We start from the raw sequence: 24189 nt of genomic DNA on the forward strand, positions 1-24189 counted from the left end.
TGGGTGCGGGGTCAGGCCAGGTGCAGGTCCAGGCGGTGGCCGCGCAGGGCGGCCTGGTGGTCGGGGCTGAGCCCGTCGTCGGTGACCAGGACGTCCAGGTCGTCCAGGCCGCAGATGCGGGCGAAGGCCACCTGCCCGGCTTTGGAGGAGTCACAGGCCGCGATGACGGTGGAGGACACCTCCAGGCCGGTGCGCTTGGTGGCGGCGTCGTCGGTGTTCCATTCGGTGCAGCCGGCGCTCAGGTCCAGGCCGGAGGCGGTCATGACGTAGGCGTCGAAGCGGTGGTCGGCCAGGGTGCGCAGCGTGGCCGGGCCGTACAGGGCGCGTTCGCCGGGCCGGATGACGCCTCCGGTGACCATGACGCGGGTGGGGCGGCTGTCGGCCAGCACCTCGGCGACGTGCAGGCTGGGGGTGCAGATGGTCAGGTCGCGGCCGACCAGCGCGTCGGCCACGGCGACGGCGGTGGAGCCGCCGTCCAGCAGGACGGTCTGCCCGTCGACCAGCAGGCCGGCCACCGCCCGGCCGATGCGGCGCTTGGCCTCGGCGTTGAGATGGGCGCGCACCGCGAAGGGGGGTTCGACGCCGCCGCTGCTCACGCGCGCCGCGCCGCCGTGGGTGCGGCGCAGCGCGCCCTTGGCGGCCAGCTGGTCCAGGTCGCGCCGCACCGTCATCTCCGATACCGCGAACCGGACGCTCAGGTCGGCGATGGTGACCTGGCCGTGGCTGTTGAGCAGGTGCAAGATGACGTTGTGCCGTTCTTCGGCGCGCATGCGGGTGCTCCCAGAGGGCGTTGAGCAGCGGGTGGGACAGATCAGGTTATGTCGGGCAGTTCTCCGGCGCTGGCCATCCAGCCGCGGCGCCGCGGCCGCAGGTTCCAGGCCAGCAGGGCCAGCCCGGCGGCCAGGTACAGCGCGGCGATCAGCGGGCCGGCGCGCACCGGCCAGTCCGGCATCGGGTCGAAGCTCTTCCAGCCGATGACCGCCAGCGCCACGGTGGCGATGAGCGGCAGCACCGCGTGCGACCAGGGGCTGAACTCCGCGCGCGCCTGGGTGCGGAAGTAGCGCCAGGCCGCCGCGTTGGCCAGGGTGAAGATGACGATGTAGGCGTAGGTGCCGGTGACGCCCAGGGTGTTGAACAGGTTGAACGGCCCGAGCGGGAGCCCGGCGGCCAGCAGCACCGCCAGGGCCAGGCCGGTCTGGGCGGCGATGGCCACGTGGGGCGTGCGCCGGGCCGGGTGCACCCGGGCCAGGACGCCCGGCAGGGCGCCGCTGCGGGCCATGCCGTACAGGGTGCGGGTGGCGCTGGTGGTGCAGGCGATGCACACGCCGATGCCGGAGTTGACCAGCGCGATAAGGATGATCAGCCAGCCGGCGCCCCAGACGCGGTCGGCCAGCACGAACGCCGGCGCGGTGGAGGAGGAGGCCAGCGCCGGCAGGTTGTCGGTGCCCCAGCCGATCTGCAGCCCCCAGGCGCACACCACGTAGAAGGCGCCGATGAGCGCCAGGGAGCCGACGATGGCGCGCGGGACCATCCGGGCGGGGTTGGACGACTCCTCGGCCAGGGTGGCGGCGGACTCGAAGCCGGTGAAGGCGAAGATCGACAGCACGATCGCCAGGAAGAACCCGCCGGAGGAGGGGATGGTGGCGGGGTTGAACCCGGCCAGGTTGACTCCGCCGGGGCCGGGGGAGAGCACCCCGGTCAGGGCCAGGCCCAGCCCGACGGCGATCTCGAACAGGCCCAGGGCGACCACCAGGCGCATGGACAGGGCGATGCCGCGGAAGGCGACGAACCAGCACAGCGCCATGATGGCCAGGGCGTAGACGTACCAGGGCAGGCCGATGCCGAACCGGGGGGCCAGCGCGTCGTGCAGCACGCCGCCGGTGAAGGCGGCCAGCGACGCCGGCACGATCGCGACCATGACCGCGTACAGCCAGCCGGTGATGAACCCGGCGCGGGGGCCCAGGCCGCGGGAGACGTAGGTGTAGAAGCCGCCGGCCGAGGGCAGGTGGCGGGCCAGGCCGGACAGGGGGACGGCCAGCGCCAGGCAGACCGCGAAGGCCACCAGGTAGGTCAGGGGGGCGGCGCCGGCGGCCTGCCCGGTGGTGAAGGCGATGGTGTAGAAGATGCCGAGCGTGGGCGAGATCTGGGTGATGGCCTGCATCAGGATCGCGCCCAGGCCGACGGATCCGGCCTGCAGGCCGGGCGCGCCGGTGCGCGCGGCGGGGGGCTTGTTGACATCGACCATGGTGTGCTCCGAGAACGGCGGGGGATGCCTGGCGGCGACGCCGCCAGGGGCGGGAGCAGGACGGGGCGGCCCCCGGGCGGACCGCCCGGGCAGGGAGAGGGCCTGAGCGGCACGGGCGGGGACGGCGCCGGGGCGCGATGGCCGGGGGGCCTTGGGGCGGCGCGCGCCCGGCGGGCCGGCGTGCGATGAGGGGGACGTCACGGGTGCCGGGAGTCCGCGGCGGCGCGGACCGGCGCGGGCTGGGGGGCTGGGGGCTGGGGGCTGGGCGGACTGGGCGAGGGCTGTGTGGTGGCTGTGTGGTGGCCGGGGGAGGGGCCGGAGAGGTCAGCCGCCGATCCAGGCCTGGACCTCGTCCAGGTAGGCCTCGGTGATCGGCAGGTGGGTGGCGGCGGTGTACCACAGGTTGCCCGCCATCTTGTGGTACTCGGGCATGTGCCGCAGCCCCGCCCGGACCTCTTCCCAGGTCAGCCCCATGTCCTGCGGCTGGTAGGCGACGCCGATCCGGTCCAGGGCGCCCTTGATGAAGTCCGGGTCGTTGCCCTGCAGGAAGCTCATCAGCAGCACGCCGAGGGAGACGATCTGCCCGTGCAGGAAGGGCTTCTTGGTCAGGTGCTCGGTGGCGTAGAAGAAGGTGTGCTCGCTGCCCTCGATGGGGCGGGGGTTCCAGCCGGTGTTGGAGAAGGCGGCGCCGCCCCAGCGCAGCGCCCCCATGAGCGCGCGGATGCCGGCGTCGTTGACGGCGCGGATGTCCTCGGCCGCGTCCAGCACGCCGTCCAGGACCGCGCGCGCCTGGTCGACCCAGTACTGCTCGTAGGGCCATTTGGCCTCGCAGTTGCCGGTGTCGCGGGCCATCCGCCAGTCCCAGTGGGCGGTGTAGTAGCAGACGATGTCGCCGACGCTGGAGCGGTTGATGTGCTCGGGCGCCGAGCGGATCACGTCGTAGTCGACGTAGACCATCTCCGGGACGTGCCAGCCGACGTACTTCAGCACCCCCTGATCGCGTACGGCGGCGCGGTGGGCGAAGGGGGCGTTGACGGACATGGAGGTGGGCACCTGGAACAGCGGCCGGTTCAGCCGCCAGGCCAGGTACTTGGCGACGTCGATGGCCATGCCGCCGCCCAGTCCGACGATGGTCTCGAAGCGGGGCAGCGTGCCGGGCAGCCGCTCCAGGTCCTCGATCTCCAGTGAGTCGACCAGATGGACGGCGGCCAGCCCGTCCGACAGCTGCGGCGCGAACCGGGGCCACAGGTCGGCCATGGTGACCACGAGGTAGGGGCGGTTGAGGATGGCGGGCAGCTCGGCGACGAGGTTGCGGCCATAGGCCACCGGAAACAGCTGAGAAGTCACGACATGCTCCAGGGGGAGGACGGGGCCAGGGACTCCGATGACAGCGATGATCGTGAAGTATTACAGTGGCGATGATCTGTTTCAAGAGTTCATGTGAGTTTTCATGTGAGATTGGGGGGATGGCAGGCGGAACCCACCCTCCCTCGCTCCGCGGTGACATCCAGGCGCGAGGCGCCCGCGGGGGCCGGGAACGCGAACGCCCCGCCGGTCACGGACCGGCGGGGCGGGTTGAGCGCGGGCGGGAAACCTCAGGCGGCCACAGGCGCGGGCACGGGCGCCCATTCGCGCAGCCGGCGGGCGATCAGGGCGCTCACGGCGTGCATGCCGGCGAACACCAGCAGGCAGCCGGCCGCTCCGGTGAGCGGCAGCAGCAGGCCGACGGTGACCGGGCCGAACACGGTCGCCGCCCCGGCGCTGATGTTGGTGACGGCCAGCGCGTCGGGGCCGCGCTCGGGCGGGCACAGCCGCGGGACCAGGGCCGAGATCGGCACATAGGCCGCCAGCATGGCCCCGTACGCCGCGGCCGCCGCCGCGCTGACCACGACACCGGGCTGCAGCGTCGGCAGCACGTACAGGCCGGCCGCCGCCACCGCGCACCCCAGGCCGCCGAAGTAGGCGATCGTGGTGCGCCAGCCGATGCGGTCCGACACCGCCCCGAACACCGGGTTCATCACCAGGTTCGCGGCGAACATGGCGGCCAGCGTGATCAGCCACTCGCGCGCCGACAGGCCGATCTCGTCCATGAAGAACACCGGCAGCAGCACGGTGAACCCGTACTGCGGGCTGGTGTCGGCCAGCCGTACGGCGCAGCCCCAGCTCACCGCCGGGTGGTCGCGGACCACCCGCAGGGACCGCCAGGGACGGGGACGGCCCGCCCCGCGCCCCCGGCCCGGCGGCGCGGCGGGCAGCCCCGCGCGCAGGACGAGGGCGCCGCAGGCGACCACCGCGATCATCCACCACAAGGCGGCGACCGCGCCCAGGCGCGGGATGAGCCAGGCGCCCAAGGCCGCGCCCAGGACCGGGAATCCGCCGGTGAAGCCGACCCAGTACCAGCCCAGGCGCCGGCCCAGGCCCTGACGCGACCCGGCCAGGGTCAGGTGCGCCAGATAGCCGTAGGCGACCAGGGGATAGGCGAAGGCCCGGGCGATGTAGGCCGCGCAGATCAGCGCGTCCTGGCCGCTGGGCAGTGCCGCCAGGAAGACGACGTCGAGGGCGATCCACAGCACCGCCCCGGTCAGCACCATCGCGCGGACGCCGTAACGGGTGACGAGCACCGCGGCCAGAGCGGCCGCGATGCTCGCCGTCAATCCGTACGACGCCAGCAGGAGGGACACGGACCGGTAGGCGAAGCCGTGGTCGTGCAGCACGCGCGTCAGGTAGCCCGCCTCCAGCCCTTCGCCGGCCATGAACAGAGCCAGGCCGATGACGGGCAGGAGCATCCCGCGAGGGGGGCGTGCCGCGACCGCTGCTTGCCGTAGCGATCCGGTTCTCACCTGGGCGAAGTCACCCCCGCGGCGTCCCAGTCGATGCCGGCCATGATCGCCCGGTGCAGTTCGGGCGTGGCGGCGGCGACGCAGGAGCGCTGGTTGAGGGGCGACAGGTCGGTGAGCCGGGTGGAGGTCAGCGACCGGCCGTAGGCGTCGGTGATGATCACACCCGCCGCCTCGGCGATCTTGACCGCGGCGGCGATGTCGTACGGGAACAGGTGCAGGATGTTCCCGCCGCCGACCCGGCGGAAGTCCGCCTCGGTGGCGGGGTGGTCCCGCAGGATCCTGTTGCCGATGTCGACGTAGGCGTCCAGCTGGCCGGTGACGATCCGGGAGATGGAGAAGCAGGCGCTGTTGACCGTGAACAGGCCGCCGGTGCTGGCCGAGGCGTCGATCAGGTCCCCCAGCGCCGCCGTCATCCGGCGGGCCGGGTGGCCGTTGAACTCCATCGTCCAGAACATCGTCTCCACCGAGGTGACCCCGCTGAGCGCGGGGACCCGATGGTCATAGCCCCGCGCCTGCAGGACACCGTCGGGCCCGACGTACAGGCTGTGGCCGGTGCCGAGTTCCAGCAGCAGCGCGTGCCGGACGTCGGCGATGACGGCCGACTCGCTCATCGGCGCCGCCACGATGCTCACGCACGACAGCGGCAGCCCGGCCGCGGCCGGCCGTGTCCCGTCGATCGGGTCCACCACCAGCAGCGTCTCCGGCCGGGGACCGAACTCGATCAGCCCCTCGTCCTCGGAGTACAGGGCCACCCGCAGGCCGTGCTCGCGGATGTAGGCGGACACCGCCTCCTCCGCGACCCGGTCGACCGGGTACTGCGGGTCGCCGCCGACGCTGCGGCCGGCGCGGAAGGTCCGCTCGATCCCGGCGCCCCAGACCGCCTCGCGCACCGCGTGGGCGATGCCGTACAGGTGCTGCTTCACACGGTCTCCTCGAACAGCTCGTCCAGCCGGTCGCACATCTCGGTGGCCTCGCCCAACGTCATGACCAGCGGCGGCCGGACCTTGAGCACGTTGCCGTACCCGTAGCGGGAGGTCCGCAGGAACAGCCCGTGGCCGAGACCGTCGTGGGCCAGGGTATTGGTCAGGTCCACCGCGTCCTGCGGCGAGTCGGCCGTCAGCTCCAGGCCCCACATCAGGCCGGCGCCGCGCACCTCGGCCACGTTGCGCGAGTGCCGCTCGGCCAGCGCGCGCAGCCGCTGCTCGACGTAGTCGCCGACCCTGCGGACGCGCGGCAGGAACTCCGGCCGCGAGATCACCTCGAGGATGACGTTGGCGACCGACGCCGCCAGGACGTTGGCGCCGAAGGTGAAGCTGTGGTCGTTGGGGCCGAGGCCGAGCAGCCGCTCCTCGCACAGGATGGCCGCGATCGGCAGCCCGCCGCCCAGGCCCTTGGCGACCGTGATCATGTCGGGGTACACCCCGGCGTGGTCGGCGCCGAACATGTGCCCGGTACGGCCGAGGCCGGTCTGGATCTCGTCGTACACCAGCACGATGCCGCGCTCGTCACACAGCTTGCGCAGCCCCCGCAAGAACCCGCGCGGCTGGACGACGTTGCCGCCGTTGCCGGTGATCGGCTCGATCAGGATCGCCGCGATCCGGTCGGAGGTGGCGTACTCGATGTGCTCCTCCAGCAGCGCCAGGGCGTACTGGCCGAGTTCCTCGTCGGACTTGCCCGGGAACACGCGCCGCAGCGAGTACGGGTCGGGAGCCTTGTAGTACCCGTGCGGCTGGCCGCCGCGGAACGGCTTGCGCCGGAACGCGTTGCCGCTGGCCTCGATCATGTTCAGCGTCTGCCCGTGGTGGGACCGGTAGAAGCTGATCACCTCGTCCCGCCCGGTGGCCTGCTGGGCGATCTTGACCGCGCCCTCGACGGCCTCCGAGCCGCCGGAGGACTTCAGATGCACCCGGGTCAGGTTCTCCGGGGACACCCGCACCAGGTTCTCCACCAGGTCGTTGACCGGCCCGGACTGGAAGCTGCTGGTGACGTGGAGCACGCGCTCGGCCTGCTCCCTGATGGCCCGGGTGATCTCCGGGTGGCTGTAGCCGAGGTGCAGGTTGAACGTCCCCGACGCGCAGTCGATGTACCGGTTGCCGTCGGAGTCCCAGAAGTGGACGCCCTTGCCGTGGTCGACCAGCAGGTTCGACGGCTGGTGGTAGTACCCCTGAGGCGGTTCGTTGTGCACGCGTAACCCTTCCATGAGGCGCGTTGGATGTTTTCCGCACAAGTGCGGCTGACTTTGAAAGTCGGAAACATCCGAAAACCGCAAGGAAAACAATCCGCGAGCACGCCCGGCGAATTCCGAATATTCGCGGTCCCGCCTCCAGCTCACGCGATTACGAGCACGCCCTATTCATCGTTCAGCCGTTTCGATCGGCCAGGCCGGCGAAAAAGGACGCGTTTCCCGCCAGCGCCGGCCGGGCGGGCACCCACCTCATCGCCGCAGGCCGGGCCGTCTGGGCGTGCGCCGCCGAGCCCTCACGGTGTCCCGCCAGGACCGACCAACCCAGAACCACCAAGGAGCAGGAATGCGCACCACTCTCACCGTGTCCGGCCTGGATTCCAGGTTCCTGTACGGCGACGTCCGCGCGGGCGACGTCGAAATCACCACGGCCGATGCGGCGGAAGACAGGATCGAGGTGCGCATCACGGCCACCGGCGACTTCGTCCCGGCCGCCGCCGCGGCCGTTCTGGAACGCTGCGACGGCGCGGCGAGCCTGATCATTCCCCGCGCGCAGGAGAACGCCCGCGGCCGCATGACGACCACGATCACGATCCCGGCAGACGTGCGGACCGACCTCACCTGCGCGGGCGACATCACGGCCGGGCGGCTGCGCGACACCCGCCTGCGCACGACCGCCGGGAACATCCAGATCTCCCGGCTCGCCGGCACCAGCGACCTGGTGACCGAGGACGGGCAGGTCCGCCTCGGCCGGACGGCGGGAACGACCCGCGTGTACACCGAGACCGGCGCCATCGACGTCAGGAGAACCTCCGGGCGCACCGAGCTGAACACGGCCAGCGGGAACGTCCGCGTGCGGCGCGGCGAAGGAGAGCTGACCGTTCGCACGGCCACCGGCCCCATCCAGGCCGGCAAGGTCTCCGGCTACGTCGAGCTGTCCTCGGGCAGCGGCCGCATCGACGTCCACGCCAGCCTCCCGCGCACCCTCGACACCCGCACCACCTCCGGCGACGTCACCTTCCGCGGCCGCTACGGCGCGACGCTGATCCACGCCCGGACCGACTCCGGCCACCTCACCTTCCACGGCGTCTACAAGGCCGCGCTGATCCGAGCCGACAACGCCTCGGGCAGCACCGCCTTCCGCGGCCGCTACCTGCGCCGGCTCACCTTCCTCACCTCCGGCGCCGCCCCCGTCCACCACGACTGACCAAGCCCCACCAGCCCCGAGCCCGGCTCTGAGCCCCCAGACCCCGAAACGAAAGAGCGCACCCGGGTTGGGTGCGCTCTAACCATCACCACCCCGCCCCGCCATCGACGACCACGATCAGGACAAGCACAGCCGAAAAGTCCCGTTGACACGGCCAAGCAAGCCCGAGGATGCCTGCACAATGAGAAAAAGCCCCAACAGGGCAGCAGCGGGAGACCCACCACCCTCGACCGCTATCGACGAGAAAGCGAAGTAGCGGACCATATGTCTAAATTCTCAAAAGTGCTCGAAAACGCCGTCGACCGCTGACAAACCTGCAGGCCGCGAAGCCTACTCCCCGCGCACGCGGGGATGGTCCCCGCCCGGGTGGTGTCGCGCACCCTGTCTCACACTACTCCCCGCGCACGCGGGGATGGTCCGGGAGCCTGCCATGGACTCCGAACGAGCCCAGACTGCTCCCCGCGTACGCGGGGATGGTCCCTCCATGCCGTCTTCGAGGATCGGCGTCCCGCCCTGCTCCCCGCGCACGCGGGGATGGTTCCGGATTCCCAGCAAGACCGACCAGGACGCCCACCGCAGGGCCAAGGGGTCGAAGGGAGGCCGGCCTCCCGCCTTCGACCCCATGTTCTACCGGCTGCGCCATGCTGTGGAGCGAGGCATCAACCTGCGCAAAGGCAACCCCGGCATGGCAACCCGCTACGACAAACTCGCCGTACGCTCGAAGCCGTCGTCATCATCGCCGCAATCAACCACTGGCTCAACGCCTTATGAAACACCACCTAGAGGGTCACCGCACGAGCGTGGGCGGCGGGTCGCCCAGGAGCATGAGGAAGTCCTTCAGGATGAGGTCCGCCTGATGCTGACCGTCCTCCAGCGACAGCGCCTCCACGGTCGGTCGCGAGCCCTTTTCTCCCGGCAGGTGGACCCACATCTTCCAGCGTCCCCGCGTGAACTCCTGGAACAGGAAGAAGGCGCGCGCCCCGCCCAGATACCCCGAGTACGAGGGCGAGGCGTCCCCGTCCCGCCGGACCCGCCACTCGATACGGGACAGCGCGGCCACCATCTGCGCGTCCCCCAGAACCTCCCGCGCCTTCGGTGCCTTCCTCACCACCTATGCCACCTCCCCAGCCTGCGCCGCCATCGCCTGGACCATCTGGACCACCCCGTCCGCCACGCCGATCGGGTCCGTGACCGGCCCCTGCACTCGCGGAAACCGCTCATCGGCCGGGTGTGCGACGAAGAAGGGCCCGTCGGGGGTGTCCAGGACGCCGACCCAGGCCGCGTGATTGGCCACGCTGTCCCTCCCGGCCACGATCAGCTCGGGACGGCCGTACCGCGCCCACCCCCACGCCTGCTCGACCCGCATGTTCAGACACACCCGGCGCACCAGCAGCGTCCTCAGCCCATGTCCCCGCAGAACCTCGCCCAGAGCATCCAGCCGCTCCGCGTGCTCCTGGGCGACCTCCTCGGAGACCTCGCAGAAGCCGGCCTCCGGCTCATCCTGCTGTCTGCTGATCTCTCGCATCGTGTCCGTGGCCATGCAACGACGGTAGGAGTCCGGGTTTCGCCAGCTCAACGAGTGTGCCCGAATGTGGCATGCGAATTCAGCCGAGATCCTCCAAGGCGCTGGTGATCAGCTCACGCGCGGCCTGGCCGGCGAGCGCCATGCGCGCCATGACCGCGAACTCGGTCTGGTACATCGCGATCTCGGCGGGCGCGGTGACGCTGACCGCGGCCGACAACAGCTCGACGCGGACCTCGGACTGGTCGTACATGGAGAAGTTGGCGAGCGTGAAGGCATCCCTGGAGACGGTGAAGGGGATCACGGACAGGGAGACGGTGGGTAGGTGCATCACAGCCAGCAGGTGTTCGAGCTGGCCGGCCAGCACCTCCGGTCCCCCGAGGCGGTAGCGGAGTACGGCCTCCTCCAGGACGAAGGCGAAGCGTCGGCCGGGCTCATGCAGGAGGCGGGCTCGCCTCGTCCGAGCGGCCACGGCCTCGTCCAGATCGTCGCGGGTGCTCTGGTTCTGTCGGTTCACCACCGCCAGAACGGCCCTGGCGTACTGCCGGGTTTGGAGGAGTCCGGGGACGAGCTGGGAGGAGTAAATCCTGAACTCGTGTACCTGCTCGATAACGCGGGTGCGCTGTTCCTGGAGGCGTCGCAGTCCGCCGCGCTGGAGTCGCTTCCACTCCACGTACTTGCCGGTCACATCGCGGAGCGCAGCGAGCAGGTCTTCGGTCTGGTCTTCGGCGCCGCAGACGCGGCACCAGGTGCGGATGTCGGCCACGGACGGCGGCCGGGCCGCATGCTCGATCTTGGATACTTTGGTCCGTTCCCACCCCGCCGCCTTGGCGAGGGCGAGCGCCGTCAGTTCGGCGTCCTGGCGGATCTCTCGCAGCCGATTGGCGAGCGCGCGGCGAGCTTCCTGGATCGAGGAGCTGGGCTGGGTGGGCACGGTGATGCGTCTTGCTGTAGGGCTAGAGCGGCTTGTATTCCGAGTGGTCGATTGCCCGTTCCCAGACGGCCTCGAACGCCGTGGCACAGAGCTGGATAACGTGCGGCTCGTCGCGCAGTTCGTGCTCGGTGAAGGTTCCGTCGCCGGCGAAGTGGCCGAACCTGACCAGCTTGTCGTCGAACACCCAGAAGTCGTTCCCGGGCAGGGCCAGATCGGACGCCTGGCGCCGGGGCAGCCACCGCACCTGCTCCCCAGCCGCCACGTTGAGTGGCCCGGTCATCTCGTACTCCAGCCGGATGAAGTCGGTGATGGGTTCGGAGACGATGCGGGCCCGGCGTATGGTGACGCCTCGCGTGACGGTGGCGCGGACGAGTGCTTTCCAGTCCGACCAGAACTCCTCGACGGCGACCTCGCCTGTCTCCTTCCATCGAAGGAAGCTGGGCTCGTTGGGCGTGTAGGTGTCGCGCATCTCCAGGTGAATCGCGCTACGCGTGGTGGATGCGATCAGCTCATGGAATGGTGGGATCGTCTTCGAGTTCACGTAGTGCCTCCAGGATGAGCTTCCGCATGCGGGCTGGGATGAGGATCGCGGTCTCCGACTCCTTGATCCCGCTGCTGGCGGACAACTGCGTGAGTGCGTCGGGGTCCGTGATCGTCTCGCCTACGAACGCGAGGTCTCCGGTCTCCTCGTTCACCTGCATGGCTGGGCAGTCGTCGCCTTGCGTGTTCGGGTCGACTACCAGGAAGCGTAGCCGCATGATCTCCTCCGATGCCTTGGGTGTGCCGCATTGTGGCCTCATCGCGAGCGTGAACGGATTCGGATATGCGGTCAAGGGTCACGAGTGGCGTCCGGGCAGAGAGAAGAAAGAAGCCCCGCCGTGAGACACGGCGGGGCGGTGTTCGCAGGTGGATGTAGTGGGGGACCGGGCGAGACGACCAGCCGGATGCAGGATGCCTGGATGAGCTTCATGCACGAGCTGCACGGCGCGCGGCTCGTGTAGAGGGTGGCGTCCCTGGTGTCGTCGCGGCCCGCGTACAGCAGCACGTTCGCCTCGGCATGGATGGAGCGGCAGTCCGAGTATCCAGATCGGCTCGCTGGCCTCGGCCAGGCCCACGCGCTCGCACGGCCGCTCCATGCAGCCGGGCAGGCCGGAGCGGACCTCGGTCGAGCTGCTCGCCGCCGGCGGCGCGGGCGGCGGCGATGACGTTGCGCAGGGGTCCGGCGCGGTCATCGGCGGGCGGAGGCTGGTGATCAAGACGCTGTGGTCGATCAGACCGTGCAGGATGTCGTGGAGCGCGGCCGGGTCGGCGCCGGGGAAGCGGGCGACCATCTGCGCGGCCAGGACCTCGAAGACGATGGGGGTTGCGGCGGCGTCCAGCGCGTACCGCACCGGCGGCGACAGCCGCACGTGGACCTCGGAGAGCGGGCCTGCGGTGCGCGAACCGAGCGGCGCGCACCGCGCCACGATGAGGCGGCCGCCGCGGACGACGCCGGTGTTGTCGGCGACAACGGCCAGCCGCTCGCGAAGGTGCCGGTCCTGCTCGATCTGGTCGATCAGCCTTGTGAGCCATTCGGCATCGGGGCGGACGCGGGGCTCGTGGCTGGTCCCGATGGTCGCGGTGGCGGGACCGATGGCGGCGGCCGCCAGGCCGGCGAAGAGGCCGAAGGGGGTGGGCCGCCGCTGCCAGCGCAGCAGGTAGGCGGCGCTGCTCATGATGGCGCGGCGTACGTCGGTGATCGTGGCCGGCCCGGCGTCGGGGTCGACGAGCCGCCCGGCCCGGGCCGCGAGGGCGGGGCTGGCCAGGGTCAGCGCGCGCCGTACATCGCTGCGGGACCACAGCTTGGTCAGCCAGGCGAGCCCTTCCTGTGCGATGGCGGCCGGGTCGGACAGGTCGAAGCGCGGGGGGTGCAGGTCCCCGGGGTCGGTGGTGGCGCGCACCAGCACCAGGCCGGCGTGCTGGTAGAGGGGGGTGAGGGGCACGGTCTGTCTCCTGGTCGGCCGGGCCGCCGGCACCGGTCGGCTGGTGCCGGCGGCGGGTCCGGTGTGGTTAGACCGGGTCGTTGGCGCTGGTGGAGCACGCCGAGGTGGAGCAGGTGCTGCCGCACCCGTTGCTGGTGTCGCACATCAGCATCGGGAGCGGGGTCGTGGCCTCCACGATGGCCAGGTCCAGCGCGTACGGGTCCTCCGTGGCCGGCGGCTCCTGTGCCGGAACGTCGAGGGTCAGGGGCGACATCGGATCAGTCTCCTTTCGGGGTGGGGGGTGGTGGTCCTGGCCTCGGTCAGGGCGGGGTGCATCGGGTCACTCCGTCCGGGGCCAGGAGATCGTGAGGAGGCCGTGCTTCTTCCTCAGCACGGCCACGTCCTGGGGCATCTGGGAGAGGTCAGCGTCGTTGGGCCAGTACGCGAACGTCGGCTCGGTGTGGCGCGGCCCCCGGTCCCACGCCTGGATCTGCTCGGCCAAGCAGGCGGCGACTTGCTCGGCGTGCTCGCCGAAGCCGCGGGCGCCGAACTCGACGCCTTCGCCGTCCAGCGCGGGGCGAGCGGCCAGACAGGCGAAGGAATCGCCCTGGCAGGAACCGAACGGAAACCACGTCTTGTACCGCTTGCCGAGTCGGCTCTCCTCCACGTCGGTGGCGACTTTGCAGAACCCGGGCAGGTACCAGGCGAGCCACAGGTACAGATCCGCGAAGGAGACGCCGTGCTTCACCGTCGCGCCGGTCCACACCTCGGTGGCGCCCTTGGAGAAGACGCTGTCTAGCAGGGCCGCGCTCTGCTCGGGCAGGCCGTCTTCGAACTCGAGCGTGATGTCCCCGTGGATGTCCGGCAAATGGATGGCCTGCCCAGGGTGCGCGCCGGCACCCTGAACGGGCACGAAACCGGCGACCTCCGTCGAGGTGCTCGCCAGGTGGCCGCCTCCGCGGCGGAACGCGATAGTGCGGGTGACCCCGCGCATCCTCATCGGCAAGACGATGCGCCCGCCCGGGGCCAACTGCGCCAGCAAGGCGGGCGGGATGTCCCAGAGGCCGGCCGTCACGATGATGCGGTGGAAGGGGGCGCGTTCGGGGTCCCCCTCTTCACCGTCGCCGACCACGACCTCGACACGGCGGCCGTACCCGGTCGCCTCCAGCCGGGCGCTGGCCCGGTTCGCCACCTCCGGGTCGATGTCCAACGAGATGACCCGCCCGGTCGGGCCGACCACCTCCGCGATCAGGGCCGCGTTATAGCCACCTGACCCGATCTCCAGTACCCGCATGCCGGGCTCGGGTTCGACCTGGTCGATCATCCGCGCCTGAATGTACACGGCGGAGATCGAGGAGATCGCGGCACCGTTCGCGTCCCGCTTCGTGATGAGCACCTTGTCCGGGGCGTAGACCTCGTCCAAGGGCGTCCCCTCGGGGGCGAACTGCTCGCGCGGAACGGTCCGTACGGCGTGCTCCACCGAAGGCGAGGTGATCATGCCTCGTTTCATGAGTTCGTCGGCGAGGGCGTCACGGAGCTCGACGGGATCCTGGGAGTTGCGGAGCGGGTTGGACATGAAGTTCCTGTCAAAGTGGTGTGCTGTCGGACGATGGAACTGTTCGATTGTGGTTAGGGCGGCCCGGTGTAGAGCCTGCGGAGCTCGCCCGAGAGGCGGCGAGGAGTTCGGGATCGTCCTGCCGGAGGATCGGGCCCATGCCCGAACCGGGGGTCGGTATGAGGCCCCTCTGCTCCAGGACAGGCTCTGGTGCCGGCGCTCCGACAGCGCCCCAGTCAGGCTGCCGAGGGCCGGAGAACTGCATCACAGCATCCATGGAGTGGCCTGCATGATGTGGGCGGATTCAGCCTCGCGCATCAGCGTCACCAGTTCGTCAGGGTCGTAGCTGTGGACGCGGACGGGTGTGTGAGTCGGCCAGAGGGCGAAGGCGTAGTAGCAGCGTTGCCCGAGGCTGTAGATCACATGCCACTCTTGGGGCGGGCCGAGTTCTTCGCGAAAGCGGCCAGGACACCGATGTTGATCTTGCGGCGTGGGGCGGGAACCCGCCCGGCCGCCGCCCCTATCGTTCTGCCGTCATCACGGCTTGCTGTACGATCTTGGTATGGCCGTTGGCAGCTTGTTTCTTTGATGCGCTTCTGAGGGAGTGACTGACCACCCGGTGAAGGTCCGAGCGACCACACCGGTGCTGACGCTGTCCAGCCCATCAAGGGCCTCCGGACTTGCGTTCCGCTCCCGTATCGGTGCCCCTGTCTCATGCATCGTGTCATCCGAGAGACGAGCGAATCATCATGCCTTCGAACATCAATGGCCGAAACGCGTCCACCGACTGGCTCGCCGGCCATGCGGTGCCCCTCACCACGCTGGACCCTGACGCCCCGCTGGACGACCTAGAGCCGCTGCGCGACATCATCGGTGAGGCCCGAGTCGTCGCTGTCGGCGAGAACGCCCACTTCATCCACGAGTTCACCCTGGCCCGGCAGCGCATCCTGCGTTTCCTCGCCGAACGCTGCGGATTCACGGTCTTCGCCCACGAATCCGGCTTCAGCGAAGGCTTGACCCTGGACCCGTGGGTTCAGGGCGCTGGCGACGAAACAGACCTCGCCCAGATCAACGAGGCCGCCGACTCCTGGGGCCACGGCGATCTCCTGCGCTACATACGCCGGCACAACACCACGTCGGGCCGTCCGGTGCGCTTCGCCGGCATCGATGTCCCTCAGGCCGGCGGATCGTTGCTGCCCGCGCTGATCCCGGTGGCCGCCTACCTGCGCGACATCGACCCTGACATCTTGCCCGTAGCGGAGTCCGCGATCGCCATGGCCGAGCGAATCGCCGGCGGATCCGTCGCTTCGGCCGCTCCCGCTTGGGCCAAACTCGGCACCGCCGAGCAGGACGCGCTGACCGCGGCGCTGACGCGCCTGAAGCTGCGCTTCCGAGCGCTGGAACCGCTATATGTCTCCCGCAGCGATCGAGACCACTACGATGCGGCATTCTGGCGGCTAGAGGCCGCACTTCACACCGACGACACCTTGCGCGGCATGGCCGCCCTGTTCGACGGATCGGCTCTGCTCGCCGACCTGTCGGTGCGAGACCGGTACATGGCCGAATCGGTGCTGTGGCACCTGTCTCGCTCCGCCCCAGGCACCCGCATGGTGCTGGCGGCTCACAACAACCACATCCAAAAACACCCGGTGGCGTACGACGGCCACCTCACTACCCTGCCGATGGGACAGCACCTGGACCGCGCGCTTGGTGAGGACTACGTCGCGCTGGCGCTCACCAGCACCGCTGATCACACCATCGAGATGTATCCCGATCCCGACGCCGCCCTCGGCTTCACCATCGCCGACACCGCCCTCGCACCGCCGGAGCCCAACAGCGTCGAAGCCGCCGCTTTGGATGCCGGAATCGGCCTGGCCCTGGTGGACCTGCGCCACGCCCGCCACTCCGAGCGACTCCTCAACCTCACCCATATCCGCACGCAGAGCAGCACCATGACCATGCCGATCGCCGACGCCTTCGATGGCGTCCTGATCAGCCCCACCGTCACGATGCAAGCAGGCATCGGCGTCTGACTCGTCACGCCCGAGCGCCCCGCCATCGGACATGGCGGGGCGCGAGGGTCGCCGAATACCTGTTCAAGATCGCCATCCGCGCCCTCGACCCGCACGGCAGACGAACCCGGCGCGGTGTAGAGCCTGCGAAGGCCGTCCAGGACCCGTGTGAGGAGCTGCGGGTCACTCTGCAGTGGATCGGGATCAAGGGCCCGTTCTAGGAGCCTTGCCTGAGCACCCGGGGAAGGGACGGTGCCCGCAGGGGCTGTACGCTGCGGCGTGACCGCCGTCCTGGTGTAGGGCAACCACGCCGCCGCGGTCTAGAGGGGCACCGCACGAGCGTGGGCGGCGGGTCGCCCAGGAGCATGAGGAAGTCCTTCAGGATGAGGTCCGCCTGAACTGGCCGTCCTCCAGCGACAGCGCCTCCACGGTCGGTCGCGACCCCTTCTCTCCCGGCAGGTGGACCCACATCTTCCAGCGTCCCCGCGTGAACTCCTGGAACAGGAAGAAGGCGCGTGCCCCGCCCAGATACGGCTTCCTCATTTACCTTCGCCCAGAGCGGGCACCAACTTTGCAAGCGCTGAGCTGGCCGATCATGGCGCCGGCAGCGGGGTCGCGCTGGCAGCTCCAGCCGCACAGCGGCCACAGAAGACCTGCACGGTGAACCTTTAGGGCGGCTGCATAATGAGATACCTCGCCCAGACCGAGCAGCGGGAAACTTCCACCTACGACGACTATCGGCTAAGACGTGAAGTAGTGCCCTCGATGTCCAAATCTTCAAAAGTGCTCGAAAACGCCCCCAGCCGCTGACAAACCTGCAGGTCGCGGAGTCTGCTCCCCGCGCACGCGGGGATGGTCCCCTGACCCTGCGCGTGTCGAGCACGTCGATCGTCTGCTCCCCGCGCACGCGGGGATGGTCCCTGGCCGACGACACCGTCGCCCGCTGCCAGGAGCTGCTCCCCGCGCACGCGGGGATGGTCCCGCCACGAGGCCCGTGAGGATGGTCTGCACGGCCTGCTCCCCGCGCACGCGGGGATGGTCCCGAGACGACGGTGCTCGGCACGAGCGCCATCGCATGCTCCCCGCGCACGCCGTGTCATTTGCGCGGTTGCTTCGCGTCGGCCAGCACTGGCCGCGTCGGGCCACAGACCGCTCAGGTGCGCGATGTAGTAGCTGCGGATGGCCTGCTTGAGGATGTCGTGCCTCTCGTCGCCCTCGGCGGGAGCGCAACTCCGGAGCGGCTCATGCTTCTGTTCCTTTCCGGGTCAGGGCTCGTCGCCCTCGGTCAGTGCCCGCAGCACCTTGGCCTGCTCGACGTCGGTGCCCTCGGCCCGCATCCGAGCCGCTTCCTGGGCGGTGAAGCCCGCCGCGCACCAGGCCGCCACCTCGTCGATCGGCACCCCGGCCCGCCAGAACGCCGTCATCAGGGAGATAGCGTCCTGCCCCGAAGCGAGCACCCGTTCGGCCTCGCGGGCGGATAGACCGAGTGCTTCGAAGACCCGTGCCTGTCCCGCCTCGATGCCGCGTTTCGCCCACTCCACCGCGTCGGCGCCCGTCCAGCCCGCCTCCACGTAGGAGCGCGCCCGGCCCGCCGGGATGCCGGCGCGCAGCAGCTGGCGCATGCTGCCGGAGCGCTCCTCGTCGGCGAGCGCCTCACCCGGTTCCTCGCCCCGGTGCAGCAGCCGCCACAGCCGGCCGCGCGGGTGCGGGCGCTCCCCGGCGAGGTGCCGATCGGCCGCCTCCTCGGGCGAATAGCCCAGCTCGCGCCACTTCACCGCGTCCCGCGGGGTCATGCCGGCCCGCAGCCACAGATCCACCGTGTACGGAGTGGCTCCGGCGGTGCGCCACAGTCGCGCGTCGGCGCCGGTGTAGACGCCGGATCTGCGCCACCGCTCCGCGTTGTTGATGGAGAAGCCGTGCTCGAGCCACTGCCGGGCCTCGGCGATGGTGAAACCGCGTTGCCGCCATTCGTGCAGCGGCTCGGGGCTGGGCTCGTCGGCGTAGCCCGTTGTCATGACTCTCCTTTCGCAGGCACTCGCGGTGGCACGTCCGCCGGGATGCGGGCCACGGACGCCCAGTCGGGCGCGTGCCCGCCGTCGCCGATCAAGCAGACCACCACATGCGCCGCGGGGCGCTGCTCGGGCCACGGCGTCTCGCCGTCGGTCAGCACGATGACCAGGTCGGGCCGGGGCCGCAGGGCCATCGCCGCGGCGATGCCGGCCCGCATGTCGGTGCCGCCGCCACCGGCGAGCTCGATGTCGCTCGCCCGGCGCACCACCTGGACGGGGTACGGGCGGACGTCGCAGCAGAACGCCCGCAGCCGACGGTGGGGACCGGCCACGCTCTCGATGATCCCGCTCACCTCGGCCAGCAGCCGGCTCAGCACGTCGCGGGTAACACTGCCGGAGGTGTCGATCACCAGCACCGTGTCCGGGACCGCGCGCACCATCGACGGCGGCACGATGTCGGTGTACGCGCCGACGCGGCGCGATGGGCGGCGATAGCTGAAATCGACCTGCCCGGCCACCGTGCTCAGCCCGCGCCGGACCGTCGCGCCCAGGCGGGCCCGCCAGTTCACCGAGGGGCGCACGCGCTCCTCGGCCCAGCGGCGCCACCCTGACGGCACCTCGCTGCGCGCGCTGATCCGATCCTGGATGCCGGCCGCGATGGAGCGTTCGAGGAGTTCCCGGTCGAGCTGGGTGAGCCCTTCGCCGCAGCCGCCGCCCTCGTACGTGCGCTCCTGCCCGTCCACGGCGCTGCCGCAGTCGATCGCCTCGGCCAGCGCCCGCCCGCCGCGGTCCATCGCCTGGGCCAGCACGTCGATCATCGGCACGTACTCCTCAGCGGTGCGATTGGCCGGAAGACCCAGCTCGGCGGGCGACACCACGCCAGCTGGGCCGCGCAGGTCCTCGGCTTCCAGGTCGTCGTTGATCTCGGCGTCGGCGGCCTGGTTCCAGCGGTGCGCCTCCTCGTCGCGGACCACGCCGGCGGCGGGCCCCACCTCCTGTCCCGGCGCCGGCCGTACCGGCGAGCGGGCCGCGTGGCCGCGCACCAGGTGACCCACCTGGTGCAGCATCCACCAGCCGGCCTCCTCGACGGGGGTGGCCAGCGCGGTGCCCGGTTCCACGTACAGGTTCCACCGGGTGTCGGCGGGAAAGGCGCGGAACTGGGGGTCGGCGACGGGCGCGCCGGTGTCCTCGTCCAGGGCCGGTTCCAGGATGACCGGGTTGAGGGCGAAGACGGCCGAGGCCAGGTACGGCGCCCGGTGCGCCGCCCACAGCCGCGCGGCGGCGATCCTGGCGCGCACCGCCTCCTCGTAGGCGGGAGCGCGGGGGCCGTCGGCGGTCATCGCATGAGCCCGGCGGCGCGCAGCACCGGCGCGAGTTCGAGCATCGTCTTGGGCAGGGCCGCGCCCTCGGGCCGGGAGCGGGCCAGCGATCGGGCCGCGCTCGCCGCCACGTCCGGCGCGGTGCGCGCGACCCGGGCCACCACCGCCCACGCCCGCTCCCACGTGTCGGCCGTGCCGTCCGCCTGGACGTACGCCACCACCGCGCCGAGCAGGGCATGCAGCCGGTCGAGGCGTTCGGGCAGGCGGGCCTGGAGGTCGTTCAGCAGGGTCTGCGGGTCGGGCAGGTCGAGGTTGCGGCGCCAGGAGAGCAGCTCGAACCCGGCCGCCTCACCGACCGCGCCGAGCACCAGTTCGGCCAGGACCGCCTCGCCGGCGCCCAGGTGCTCGCACGCGGCGACCGCCCGTGCGGCCATCTCCCAGCTGCGCGGGCTGGGCCAGCCGCGACCCGCCCGGTCGGGACTGTCGGGCACTGTCAGCACGAGTTCCGGCCGCACCCGCAGGAACGCCCCGACCAGGGCCCGCGCGCCGGCCACCTCGGCGGGCCCGGCCGTGTCCTTCACCCTGAACTCGGGTGCGGGGAACCCGCCGGCGAAGCCCTCGGCGATGTCCTCGGCCGAGACCGTCCAGTTCAGGTGGATGAGCCGGTTGGCCAGCGGCGCGGACAGGTCCCAGCCGTCGGCGGCCTGTTCCGGCGGGTTGGCGGCGGCCACGATCCGCACCTCGTCCGGCAGCACCAGGTCGCCGACTGTGCGCTCCAGCACCACCCGCAGCATGGCTGCCTGCACGGCCGGCGGCGCGGTGGTCAGCTCGTCGAGGAACAGCAAGCCGCCGCCCTCGGCGGCCAGCCGCTCGGCCCATCGTGGCGGCGCGAACCAGGTGCTGCCGTCACGCAGCGCCGGCAGCCCGGAAAAGTCGCTGGGCTCGCGGATCGAGCCGACCACCACCTCGACCGGCAGGCCGGCGGCCGCGCCGAGGGAGGTCACCGCGGACGTCTTCCCGGTCCCCGGCGCACCCCACAAGATGACCGGCAGATTGGCCGTCACGGCGACCGTGAGAGCGTCTCGTGTCACTGATGGCGCCGCCATTTTCGTCCTCCTCGCCGGCTGCCCGGACCCGCTTCCGGGCAGCGCGTATCGGAACGTCGAGCCGTGAACGCTGACGTCCGTTGTGGTCTCTGTCGGCTATTCCTGGGTGCGGAACAGGCCCCGGCCGCCGTACTTCTCGTGTGTCGCCTGCTCGCTGATGACCAGAGCAGCGGCGATCTGTGTCCAGACGTCGCCGCGGGTCCGTCCCCGGCCCACCGCCACCGTCTCCAAGCGCGCCGTCTCACGGCGGAGCTCGGCGATGGCGGTGAGCGACCTGATCGGGTCGGCGGCGTCTGCCGCCCGAGCGCCCCTTGTGATGCGGTCGGCCTCCATGCGGTCATCCTAGGTTGACGACCAGCCGTTCGTCAACCAAAGTTGACTCGCGCGGGCGCCACGGCGGACCAGATCCAGCATCCGATCAATCTCGGCATCATGCTGGGTGCTACGACAGCCCCAGCCCGAAGGAGACGCCGACCGGTGCCATCGCCCCTGTGGCGTGACCTGCCCACGCGGGCGCGCCGTACGGTCGAGGACCAGATCGGGCCCGTCCTGGGATCCGACCCGATCGTCGGCGGCCTGATGCCGGGCCTGGCCGCCCGCCTGCACTTGGCGGGCGGCCGCACCATGTTCGCCAAGGCCTGCCCGCCCGGGCAGCCGGGCGCGGCGCGGCTGCTGGCGCGAGAAGCGTGGGCCGCCGGGTCGCTGCCTCCGCAGGTGCCCGCCCCCGCGCTGCGCGCCGCCGCCGACGCGGAGGGGTGGGCGGTGCTGGTGTTCGACCACGTGCCGGGCCGGGACGCGGACCTGGCACCCGAATCCCCCGACCTGCCCCGGGTGCTCGCCGCCGTCGCCCGGCTCGGCGAGGTCGCCGCGCCCGCCGGGGCGCCCCCCGTAGCCGGCCATGCGCAGGTGCTGCTTGGAGCGGCCCGGCGGGTCCTGGCCGAATGCCCCCTGCCGGAGCCGCAGCGGGACGTGTGCGAGACGGCGCTGGCCAGGTTCGACGGGTCGGTGCTGGCCGGGTCGGCGCTGCTGCACTACGACCTGCACCCGGGAAACCTGCGGAGAGGCGAGGACGGCTCCCTGTGGCTGCTGGACTGGGCCTTCGCCTGTGCCGGAGCGCCATGGGTGGAACTCGCTCTGCTCGGGCCGAGGCTCATCGAGGCGGGGCATGCTCCCGCGCGGGCGCAGGCCTTGCTCGCCGGACTCCCCGCCTGGAATGGCGCGCCGTTTGGGGCGGCGGACGGGCTGGTGGCGGCGTGGACCTTGTTCCGGTGGGGGAGGGCGCTGCGAGGCCCGGATGCCGGGCGAGCAGGGCGGCTCAGAGCCGCCGAGGCGGGCCTGGCCTGGCTCGGCGCGGACCAGGCGGCAGGCGAGTCCGCCCATCCCGGCCGCTGACCTGGGCCCCTTCGCATTACCGGGCCATACCGTGGGGCGGCCAGTGCCGCCACGGAGCAGAGCGGACACCAACGTTGAAGGCCCTGATCTCATGGCGCCGGCAGCGGGGCGAGCTGGAAGCTCCGGCAGTGCAGTGGGCACTGAAGACCTGTGGACTAGAAGGCGCCTGCATAATGAGATACCTCGCCCAGACCGAGCAGCGGAAACTGCCAACCACGACGACTATCGACCAAGACGCGAAGTAGTGTCCTCGATGTCCGAACCTTCAAAAGTGCTCGAAAACGCCCCCGGCCGCTGACAAACCTGCAGGTCGCGGAGTCTGCTCCCCGCGCACGCGGGGATGGTCCCAGGCCCCGGGTTGGGTCACTCAGGAAAAGGGCCTGCTCCCCGCGCACGCGGGGATGGTCCCATGTGTGCGACAAGCTCGTCTCGTGTCGATCGCTGCTCCCCGCGCACGCGGGGATGGTCCCGCCGACGGCGACTACTACGCCGCCGACCCCGACTGCTCCCCGCGCACGCGGGGATGGTCCCGACGGCCGATTCCCGGACGAGTCGCCGGTACTCTGCTCCCCGCGCACGCGGGGATGGTCCCAGGGGACCGTAGGTGCCCTCTCCCTCGAACGGCTGCTCCCGGCGCACGCGGGGATGGGTCCCCAGGACGTCACGGCACGTCGACCCCATTGACCTGCTCCCCGCGTCCGCCGGGGCGTTCCCTGGATGGTCGCGGAGGTGCGGTGCCTGCGGCCGCCTCCCCCAGTGGAGTGGTGATGGCTCAGCAGGAGGAGCGTCGCGCCCGTCCCGTCCCGCGTCGCCTGAAGCAGCTCCCGTCCCCGCGAGACGCCCGATCGGATCACGTCCCGGCAGGGCGGGCGTCGCGGCCAGGAATCGGTTGGCGGGCGGGTCTGCTGCGGCTCGGCCGGGCCGCTACGCTGAGCGGCGCCATGCCCGATATCCCCCCACCGTCCGGGCCGGATCGGCGCGACTTCCTTGGCGCGCCCCTGCCGTACAGCCCGCCGCACCCGATCACCGCCCACCCCCTGCCCCGGGACGGCCGCCGCCACGTCGGCCAGCTGGAGCCGCTGCTGGTACGGCAGTGGCCGCCGGGCACCCGGCCGTCCCAGCCGCTGGTGGACGCCGTCGACCGGCTCGCCGAACTGCCCGCCCACCTCACCCATCTGCTCGCCGGGCACCTGCGCGCCATCTACGTCGGCCCCGGGGGGGTGCCCGAGCTGGACGGACGCCAATATCTGCGCGGCGTCCCCCTCGACCCGGCCCGGCCGGAGATCACCTGGGACCTGGTGGCCGGCTGTTACGGGGACGGCGTCATCGTCGTCGGCGACATGCCCTCGCATTCGTGCGACGTCATGCTGCACGAGATCGGGCACGCCCTCGATCACGCTGACGGCGGCGGCGGGATGCGGTCGGAGTCCGACCCGGACTGGCGGGCGCTGCACCGGATGCTGCGGCCCGCGCTGCCGCCCCGCTACCACCACCCGCGCGAGTTGTTCGCGGAGGCGTTCGCCGCGTGCGCGGCAGGGGAGGCCGAGGAGCTGATGCGGCTGTGCGACCGGGACGCCCGCCGTGCCGAGATGCTGTGGGTATGGTTCTATAGCCAGTACGGTGTGGGAACAGCGGTCGGGAGGTAGGGATGCCGTACATCAGACGCGCCGACGGCACGATCCTGGTGCCGCTGTCCGTGGAACGCGACGGCCTCATCGGCGACGCCGTCGAGACGCTGCGCCCCGGTGACCCGGAGTACGCCGAGGCGGAGCGGTGGGCCGTGGACGAGGCCGACCTGCGCGACCCGGACCGCGAACGCCGCAACGCCGAACTGATCGCCACCTGGATGGGCCGCCACCTGCGCCGCAGCGCCTGACCACGCCCGGGGGTCTCTGGCCGGCTCAT

26 protein-coding genes, 1 pseudogene and 1 CRISPR repeat array are annotated in these 24189 nt (G+C 71.2%); of the genes and pseudogenes, 6 read left to right on the forward strand and 21 right to left on the reverse strand.

The annotated features are described in order from the left end of the window. Nucleotides 1–11 precede the first annotated feature (11 nt). From D5H75_RS32880 to D5H75_RS32905, 6 genes are all read right to left on the reverse strand, one after another. Nucleotides 12–770, reverse strand: a complete 759-nt coding sequence (locus D5H75_RS32880) for a DeoR/GlpR family DNA-binding transcription regulator (RefSeq protein WP_119930488.1) — start codon at nt 768–770, stop codon at nt 12–14. A gap of 41 nt (nt 771–811) precedes the next feature. Then, nucleotides 812–2245 carry an APC family permease gene (locus tag D5H75_RS32885; RefSeq protein ID WP_119930489.1) on the reverse strand — a complete coding sequence of 478 codons (1434 nt, stop codon included), beginning with the start codon at nt 2243–2245 and terminating at the stop codon, nt 812–814. A gap of 324 nt (nt 2246–2569) precedes the next feature. Further along, the gene (locus D5H75_RS32890; RefSeq protein ID WP_147425351.1) at nt 2570–3592 is read right to left on the reverse strand and encodes an iron-containing alcohol dehydrogenase; all 1023 of its coding nucleotides are present in this window, start codon (nt 3590–3592) and stop codon (nt 2570–2572) included. 248 nt (nt 3593–3840) lie between these two features. After that, nucleotides 3841–5031, reverse strand: a complete 1191-nt coding sequence (locus D5H75_RS32895; protein WP_119930491.1) for an MFS transporter — start codon at nt 5029–5031, stop codon at nt 3841–3843. A 50-nt stretch (nt 5032–5081) separates the two neighbouring features. Beyond that, on the reverse strand, nt 5082–6008 hold the full coding sequence (locus tag D5H75_RS32900) for an inositol monophosphatase family protein (protein ID WP_119930492.1): 927 nt from the start codon (nt 6006–6008) through the stop codon (nt 5082–5084). Then, nucleotides 6005–7270: an aspartate aminotransferase family protein gene (locus D5H75_RS32905; protein ID WP_202638724.1), complete on the reverse strand. Its 1266-nt coding sequence runs from the start codon at nt 7268–7270 to the stop codon at nt 6005–6007. Before D5H75_RS32905 ends, D5H75_RS32900 begins: the two co-directional genes overlap by 4 nt. Nucleotides 7271–7613: 343 nt before the next feature. Between D5H75_RS32905 and D5H75_RS32910 the strand changes: the two genes are divergently transcribed. After that, the gene (locus D5H75_RS32910) at nt 7614–8474 is read left to right on the forward strand and encodes a DUF4097 family beta strand repeat-containing protein (protein WP_119930494.1); all 861 of its coding nucleotides are present in this window, start codon (nt 7614–7616) and stop codon (nt 8472–8474) included. Between the two features lie 787 nt (nt 8475–9261). Here the strand turns inward: D5H75_RS32910 and D5H75_RS32920 are convergent. The 10 genes and pseudogenes from D5H75_RS32920 to D5H75_RS42155 form a co-directional block, all read right to left on the reverse strand. Further along, entirely contained in the window at nt 9262–9585 is a 324-nt protein-coding gene (locus D5H75_RS32920; protein WP_119930495.1) for a hypothetical protein, read from the reverse strand. Next, nucleotides 9586–10014 (reverse strand): hypothetical protein, encoded by a 429-nt coding sequence (locus D5H75_RS44365; protein ID WP_119930496.1) that lies wholly within the window; start codon nt 10012–10014, stop codon nt 9586–9588. It lies immediately after the preceding gene. 64 nt (nt 10015–10078) lie between these two features. Continuing rightward, a complete protein-coding gene (locus D5H75_RS32930) occupies nt 10079–10930 on the reverse strand; it encodes a DUF5753 domain-containing protein (RefSeq protein ID WP_119930497.1) in 852 nt (283 codons plus the stop codon). 22 nt (nt 10931–10952) lie between these two features. Then, on the reverse strand, nt 10953–11471 hold the full coding sequence (locus tag D5H75_RS32935) for a DUF6879 family protein (protein WP_242454658.1): 519 nt from the start codon (nt 11469–11471) through the stop codon (nt 10953–10955). Further along, on the reverse strand, nt 11440–11763 hold the full coding sequence (locus tag D5H75_RS32940) for a hypothetical protein (RefSeq protein ID WP_147425352.1): 324 nt from the start codon (nt 11761–11763) through the stop codon (nt 11440–11442). The genes D5H75_RS32935 and D5H75_RS32940 overlap by 32 nt, the downstream gene beginning before the upstream one ends. Beyond that, nucleotides 11760–11975, reverse strand: a complete 216-nt coding sequence (locus tag D5H75_RS44675) for a cytidine/deoxycytidylate deaminase family protein (RefSeq protein ID WP_422674071.1) — start codon at nt 11973–11975, stop codon at nt 11760–11762. The genes D5H75_RS32940 and D5H75_RS44675 overlap by 4 nt, the downstream gene beginning before the upstream one ends. 178 nt (nt 11976–12153) lie before the next feature. Further along, a pseudogene (locus tag D5H75_RS32945) lies at nt 12154–12945 on the reverse strand (lantibiotic dehydratase); the annotation flags it as partial. Nucleotides 12946–12979: 34 nt separating this feature from the next. Then, nucleotides 12980–13165 (reverse strand): FxLD family lanthipeptide, encoded by a 186-nt coding sequence (locus D5H75_RS32950; RefSeq protein WP_119930500.1) that lies wholly within the window; start codon nt 13163–13165, stop codon nt 12980–12982. Nucleotides 13166–13231: 66 nt separating this feature from the next. Beyond that, nucleotides 13232–14467, reverse strand: coding sequence for a methyltransferase, FxLD system (fxlM, locus tag D5H75_RS32955; RefSeq protein ID WP_119930501.1), 1236 nt, complete (start codon nt 14465–14467; stop codon nt 13232–13234). Nucleotides 14468–14710: 243 nt separating this feature from the next. Then, complete coding sequence (locus tag D5H75_RS42155; RefSeq protein WP_202638726.1) at nt 14711–14869, reverse strand: hypothetical protein; 159 nt, start codon at nt 14867–14869, stop codon at nt 14711–14713. Between the two features lie 326 nt (nt 14870–15195). On the opposite strand from D5H75_RS42155, the gene D5H75_RS32960 reads away from it, so the two are divergent. Then, on the forward strand, nt 15196–16479 hold the full coding sequence (locus D5H75_RS32960; protein WP_119930502.1) for an erythromycin esterase family protein: 1284 nt from the start codon (nt 15196–15198) through the stop codon (nt 16477–16479). Between the two features lie 357 nt (nt 16480–16836). On the opposite strand, the gene D5H75_RS42160 is transcribed toward D5H75_RS32960, so the two are convergent. Then, the gene (locus D5H75_RS42160) at nt 16837–17001 is read right to left on the reverse strand and encodes a hypothetical protein (protein ID WP_202638727.1); all 165 of its coding nucleotides are present in this window, start codon (nt 16999–17001) and stop codon (nt 16837–16839) included. Between the two features lie 329 nt (nt 17002–17330). Here D5H75_RS42160 and D5H75_RS44680 point away from each other — a divergent pair, with 329 nt between their 5' ends. Then, nucleotides 17331–17456 carry a hypothetical protein gene (locus D5H75_RS44680; protein WP_422674070.1) on the forward strand — a complete coding sequence of 42 codons (126 nt, stop codon included), beginning with the start codon at nt 17331–17333 and terminating at the stop codon, nt 17454–17456. A 267-nt stretch (nt 17457–17723) separates the two neighbouring features. Here D5H75_RS44680 and D5H75_RS32965 read toward each other — a convergent pair whose 3' ends face one another. The 4 genes from D5H75_RS32965 to D5H75_RS32980 form a co-directional block, all read right to left on the reverse strand. After that, complete coding sequence (locus D5H75_RS32965) at nt 17724–18473, reverse strand: hypothetical protein (protein WP_119930503.1); 750 nt, start codon at nt 18471–18473, stop codon at nt 17724–17726. Next, entirely contained in the window at nt 18470–19807 is a 1338-nt protein-coding gene (locus D5H75_RS32970; protein ID WP_119930504.1) for a vWA domain-containing protein, read from the reverse strand. The genes D5H75_RS32965 and D5H75_RS32970 overlap by 4 nt, the downstream gene beginning before the upstream one ends. Then, nucleotides 19804–20877, reverse strand: coding sequence for an AAA family ATPase (locus tag D5H75_RS32975; protein WP_242454660.1), 1074 nt, complete (start codon nt 20875–20877; stop codon nt 19804–19806). The genes D5H75_RS32970 and D5H75_RS32975 overlap by 4 nt, the downstream gene beginning before the upstream one ends. Nucleotides 20878–20988: 111 nt before the next feature. Beyond that, a complete protein-coding gene (locus tag D5H75_RS32980; protein ID WP_119930506.1) occupies nt 20989–21225 on the reverse strand; it encodes a hypothetical protein in 237 nt (78 codons plus the stop codon). Nucleotides 21226–21369: 144 nt separating this feature from the next. Here D5H75_RS32980 and D5H75_RS32985 point away from each other — a divergent pair, with 144 nt between their 5' ends. The 3 genes from D5H75_RS32985 (at nt 21370) to D5H75_RS32995 (ending at nt 24160) form a co-directional block, all read left to right on the forward strand. Beyond that, nucleotides 21370–22284, forward strand: a complete 915-nt coding sequence (locus tag D5H75_RS32985) for a phosphotransferase (RefSeq protein WP_202638728.1) — start codon at nt 21370–21372, stop codon at nt 22282–22284. 319 nt (nt 22285–22603) lie between these two features. After that, nucleotides 22604–22937: a CRISPR direct-repeat array (repeat unit 29 nt; unit sequence CTGCTCCCCGCGCACGCGGGGATGGTCCC). Between the two features lie 288 nt (nt 22938–23225). Further along, on the forward strand, nt 23226–23930 hold the full coding sequence (locus D5H75_RS32990) for a hypothetical protein (RefSeq protein WP_119930508.1): 705 nt from the start codon (nt 23226–23228) through the stop codon (nt 23928–23930). 2 nt (nt 23931–23932) lie between these two features. Next, nucleotides 23933–24160 (forward strand): hypothetical protein, encoded by a 228-nt coding sequence (locus tag D5H75_RS32995; RefSeq protein ID WP_119930509.1) that lies wholly within the window; start codon nt 23933–23935, stop codon nt 24158–24160. Nucleotides 24161–24189: the final 29 nt, after the last annotated feature.

Source organism: Bailinhaonella thermotolerans (genome assembly GCF_003594875.1).
Lineage (GTDB): Bacteria > Actinomycetota > Actinomycetes > Streptosporangiales > Streptosporangiaceae > Bailinhaonella > Bailinhaonella thermotolerans.

What these genes read in the sequence shown, in the direction of transcription:
- D5H75_RS32880 (WP_119930488.1), bottom strand. Translation starts at nt 770, where the DNA reads ATGCGCGCCGAAGAACGGCACAACGTCATCTTGCACCTGCTCAACAGC.
- D5H75_RS32885 (WP_119930489.1), bottom strand. Translation starts at nt 2,245, where the DNA reads ATGGTCGATGTCAACAAGCCCCCCGCCGCGCGCACCGGCGCGCCCGGC.
- D5H75_RS32895 (WP_119930491.1), bottom strand. Translation starts at nt 5,031, where the DNA reads ATGCTCCTGCCCGTCATCGGCCTGGCTCTGTTCATGGCCGGCGAAGGG.
- D5H75_RS32910 (WP_119930494.1), top strand. Translation starts at nt 7,614, where the DNA reads ATGCGCACCACTCTCACCGTGTCCGGCCTGGATTCCAGGTTCCTGTAC.
- D5H75_RS44365 (WP_119930496.1), bottom strand. Translation starts at nt 10,014, where the DNA reads ATGGCCACGGACACGATGCGAGAGATCAGCAGACAGCAGGATGAGCCG.
- D5H75_RS32950 (WP_119930500.1), bottom strand. Translation starts at nt 13,165, where the DNA reads ATGTCGCCCCTGACCCTCGACGTTCCGGCACAGGAGCCGCCGGCCACG.
- fxlM (WP_119930501.1), bottom strand. Translation starts at nt 14,467, where the DNA reads ATGTCCAACCCGCTCCGCAACTCCCAGGATCCCGTCGAGCTCCGTGAC.
- D5H75_RS32960 (WP_119930502.1), top strand. Translation starts at nt 15,196, where the DNA reads ATGCCTTCGAACATCAATGGCCGAAACGCGTCCACCGACTGGCTCGCC.
- D5H75_RS42160 (WP_202638727.1), bottom strand. Translation starts at nt 17,001, where the DNA reads ATGAGGAAGCCGTATCTGGGCGGGGCACGCGCCTTCTTCCTGTTCCAG.
- D5H75_RS32965 (WP_119930503.1), bottom strand. Translation starts at nt 18,473, where the DNA reads ATGACAACGGGCTACGCCGACGAGCCCAGCCCCGAGCCGCTGCACGAA.
- D5H75_RS32970 (WP_119930504.1), bottom strand. Translation starts at nt 19,807, where the DNA reads ATGACCGCCGACGGCCCCCGCGCTCCCGCCTACGAGGAGGCGGTGCGC.
- D5H75_RS32980 (WP_119930506.1), bottom strand. Translation starts at nt 21,225, where the DNA reads ATGGAGGCCGACCGCATCACAAGGGGCGCTCGGGCGGCAGACGCCGCC.
- D5H75_RS32990 (WP_119930508.1), top strand. Translation starts at nt 23,226, where the DNA reads ATGCCCGATATCCCCCCACCGTCCGGGCCGGATCGGCGCGACTTCCTT.
- D5H75_RS32995 (WP_119930509.1), top strand. Translation starts at nt 23,933, where the DNA reads ATGCCGTACATCAGACGCGCCGACGGCACGATCCTGGTGCCGCTGTCC.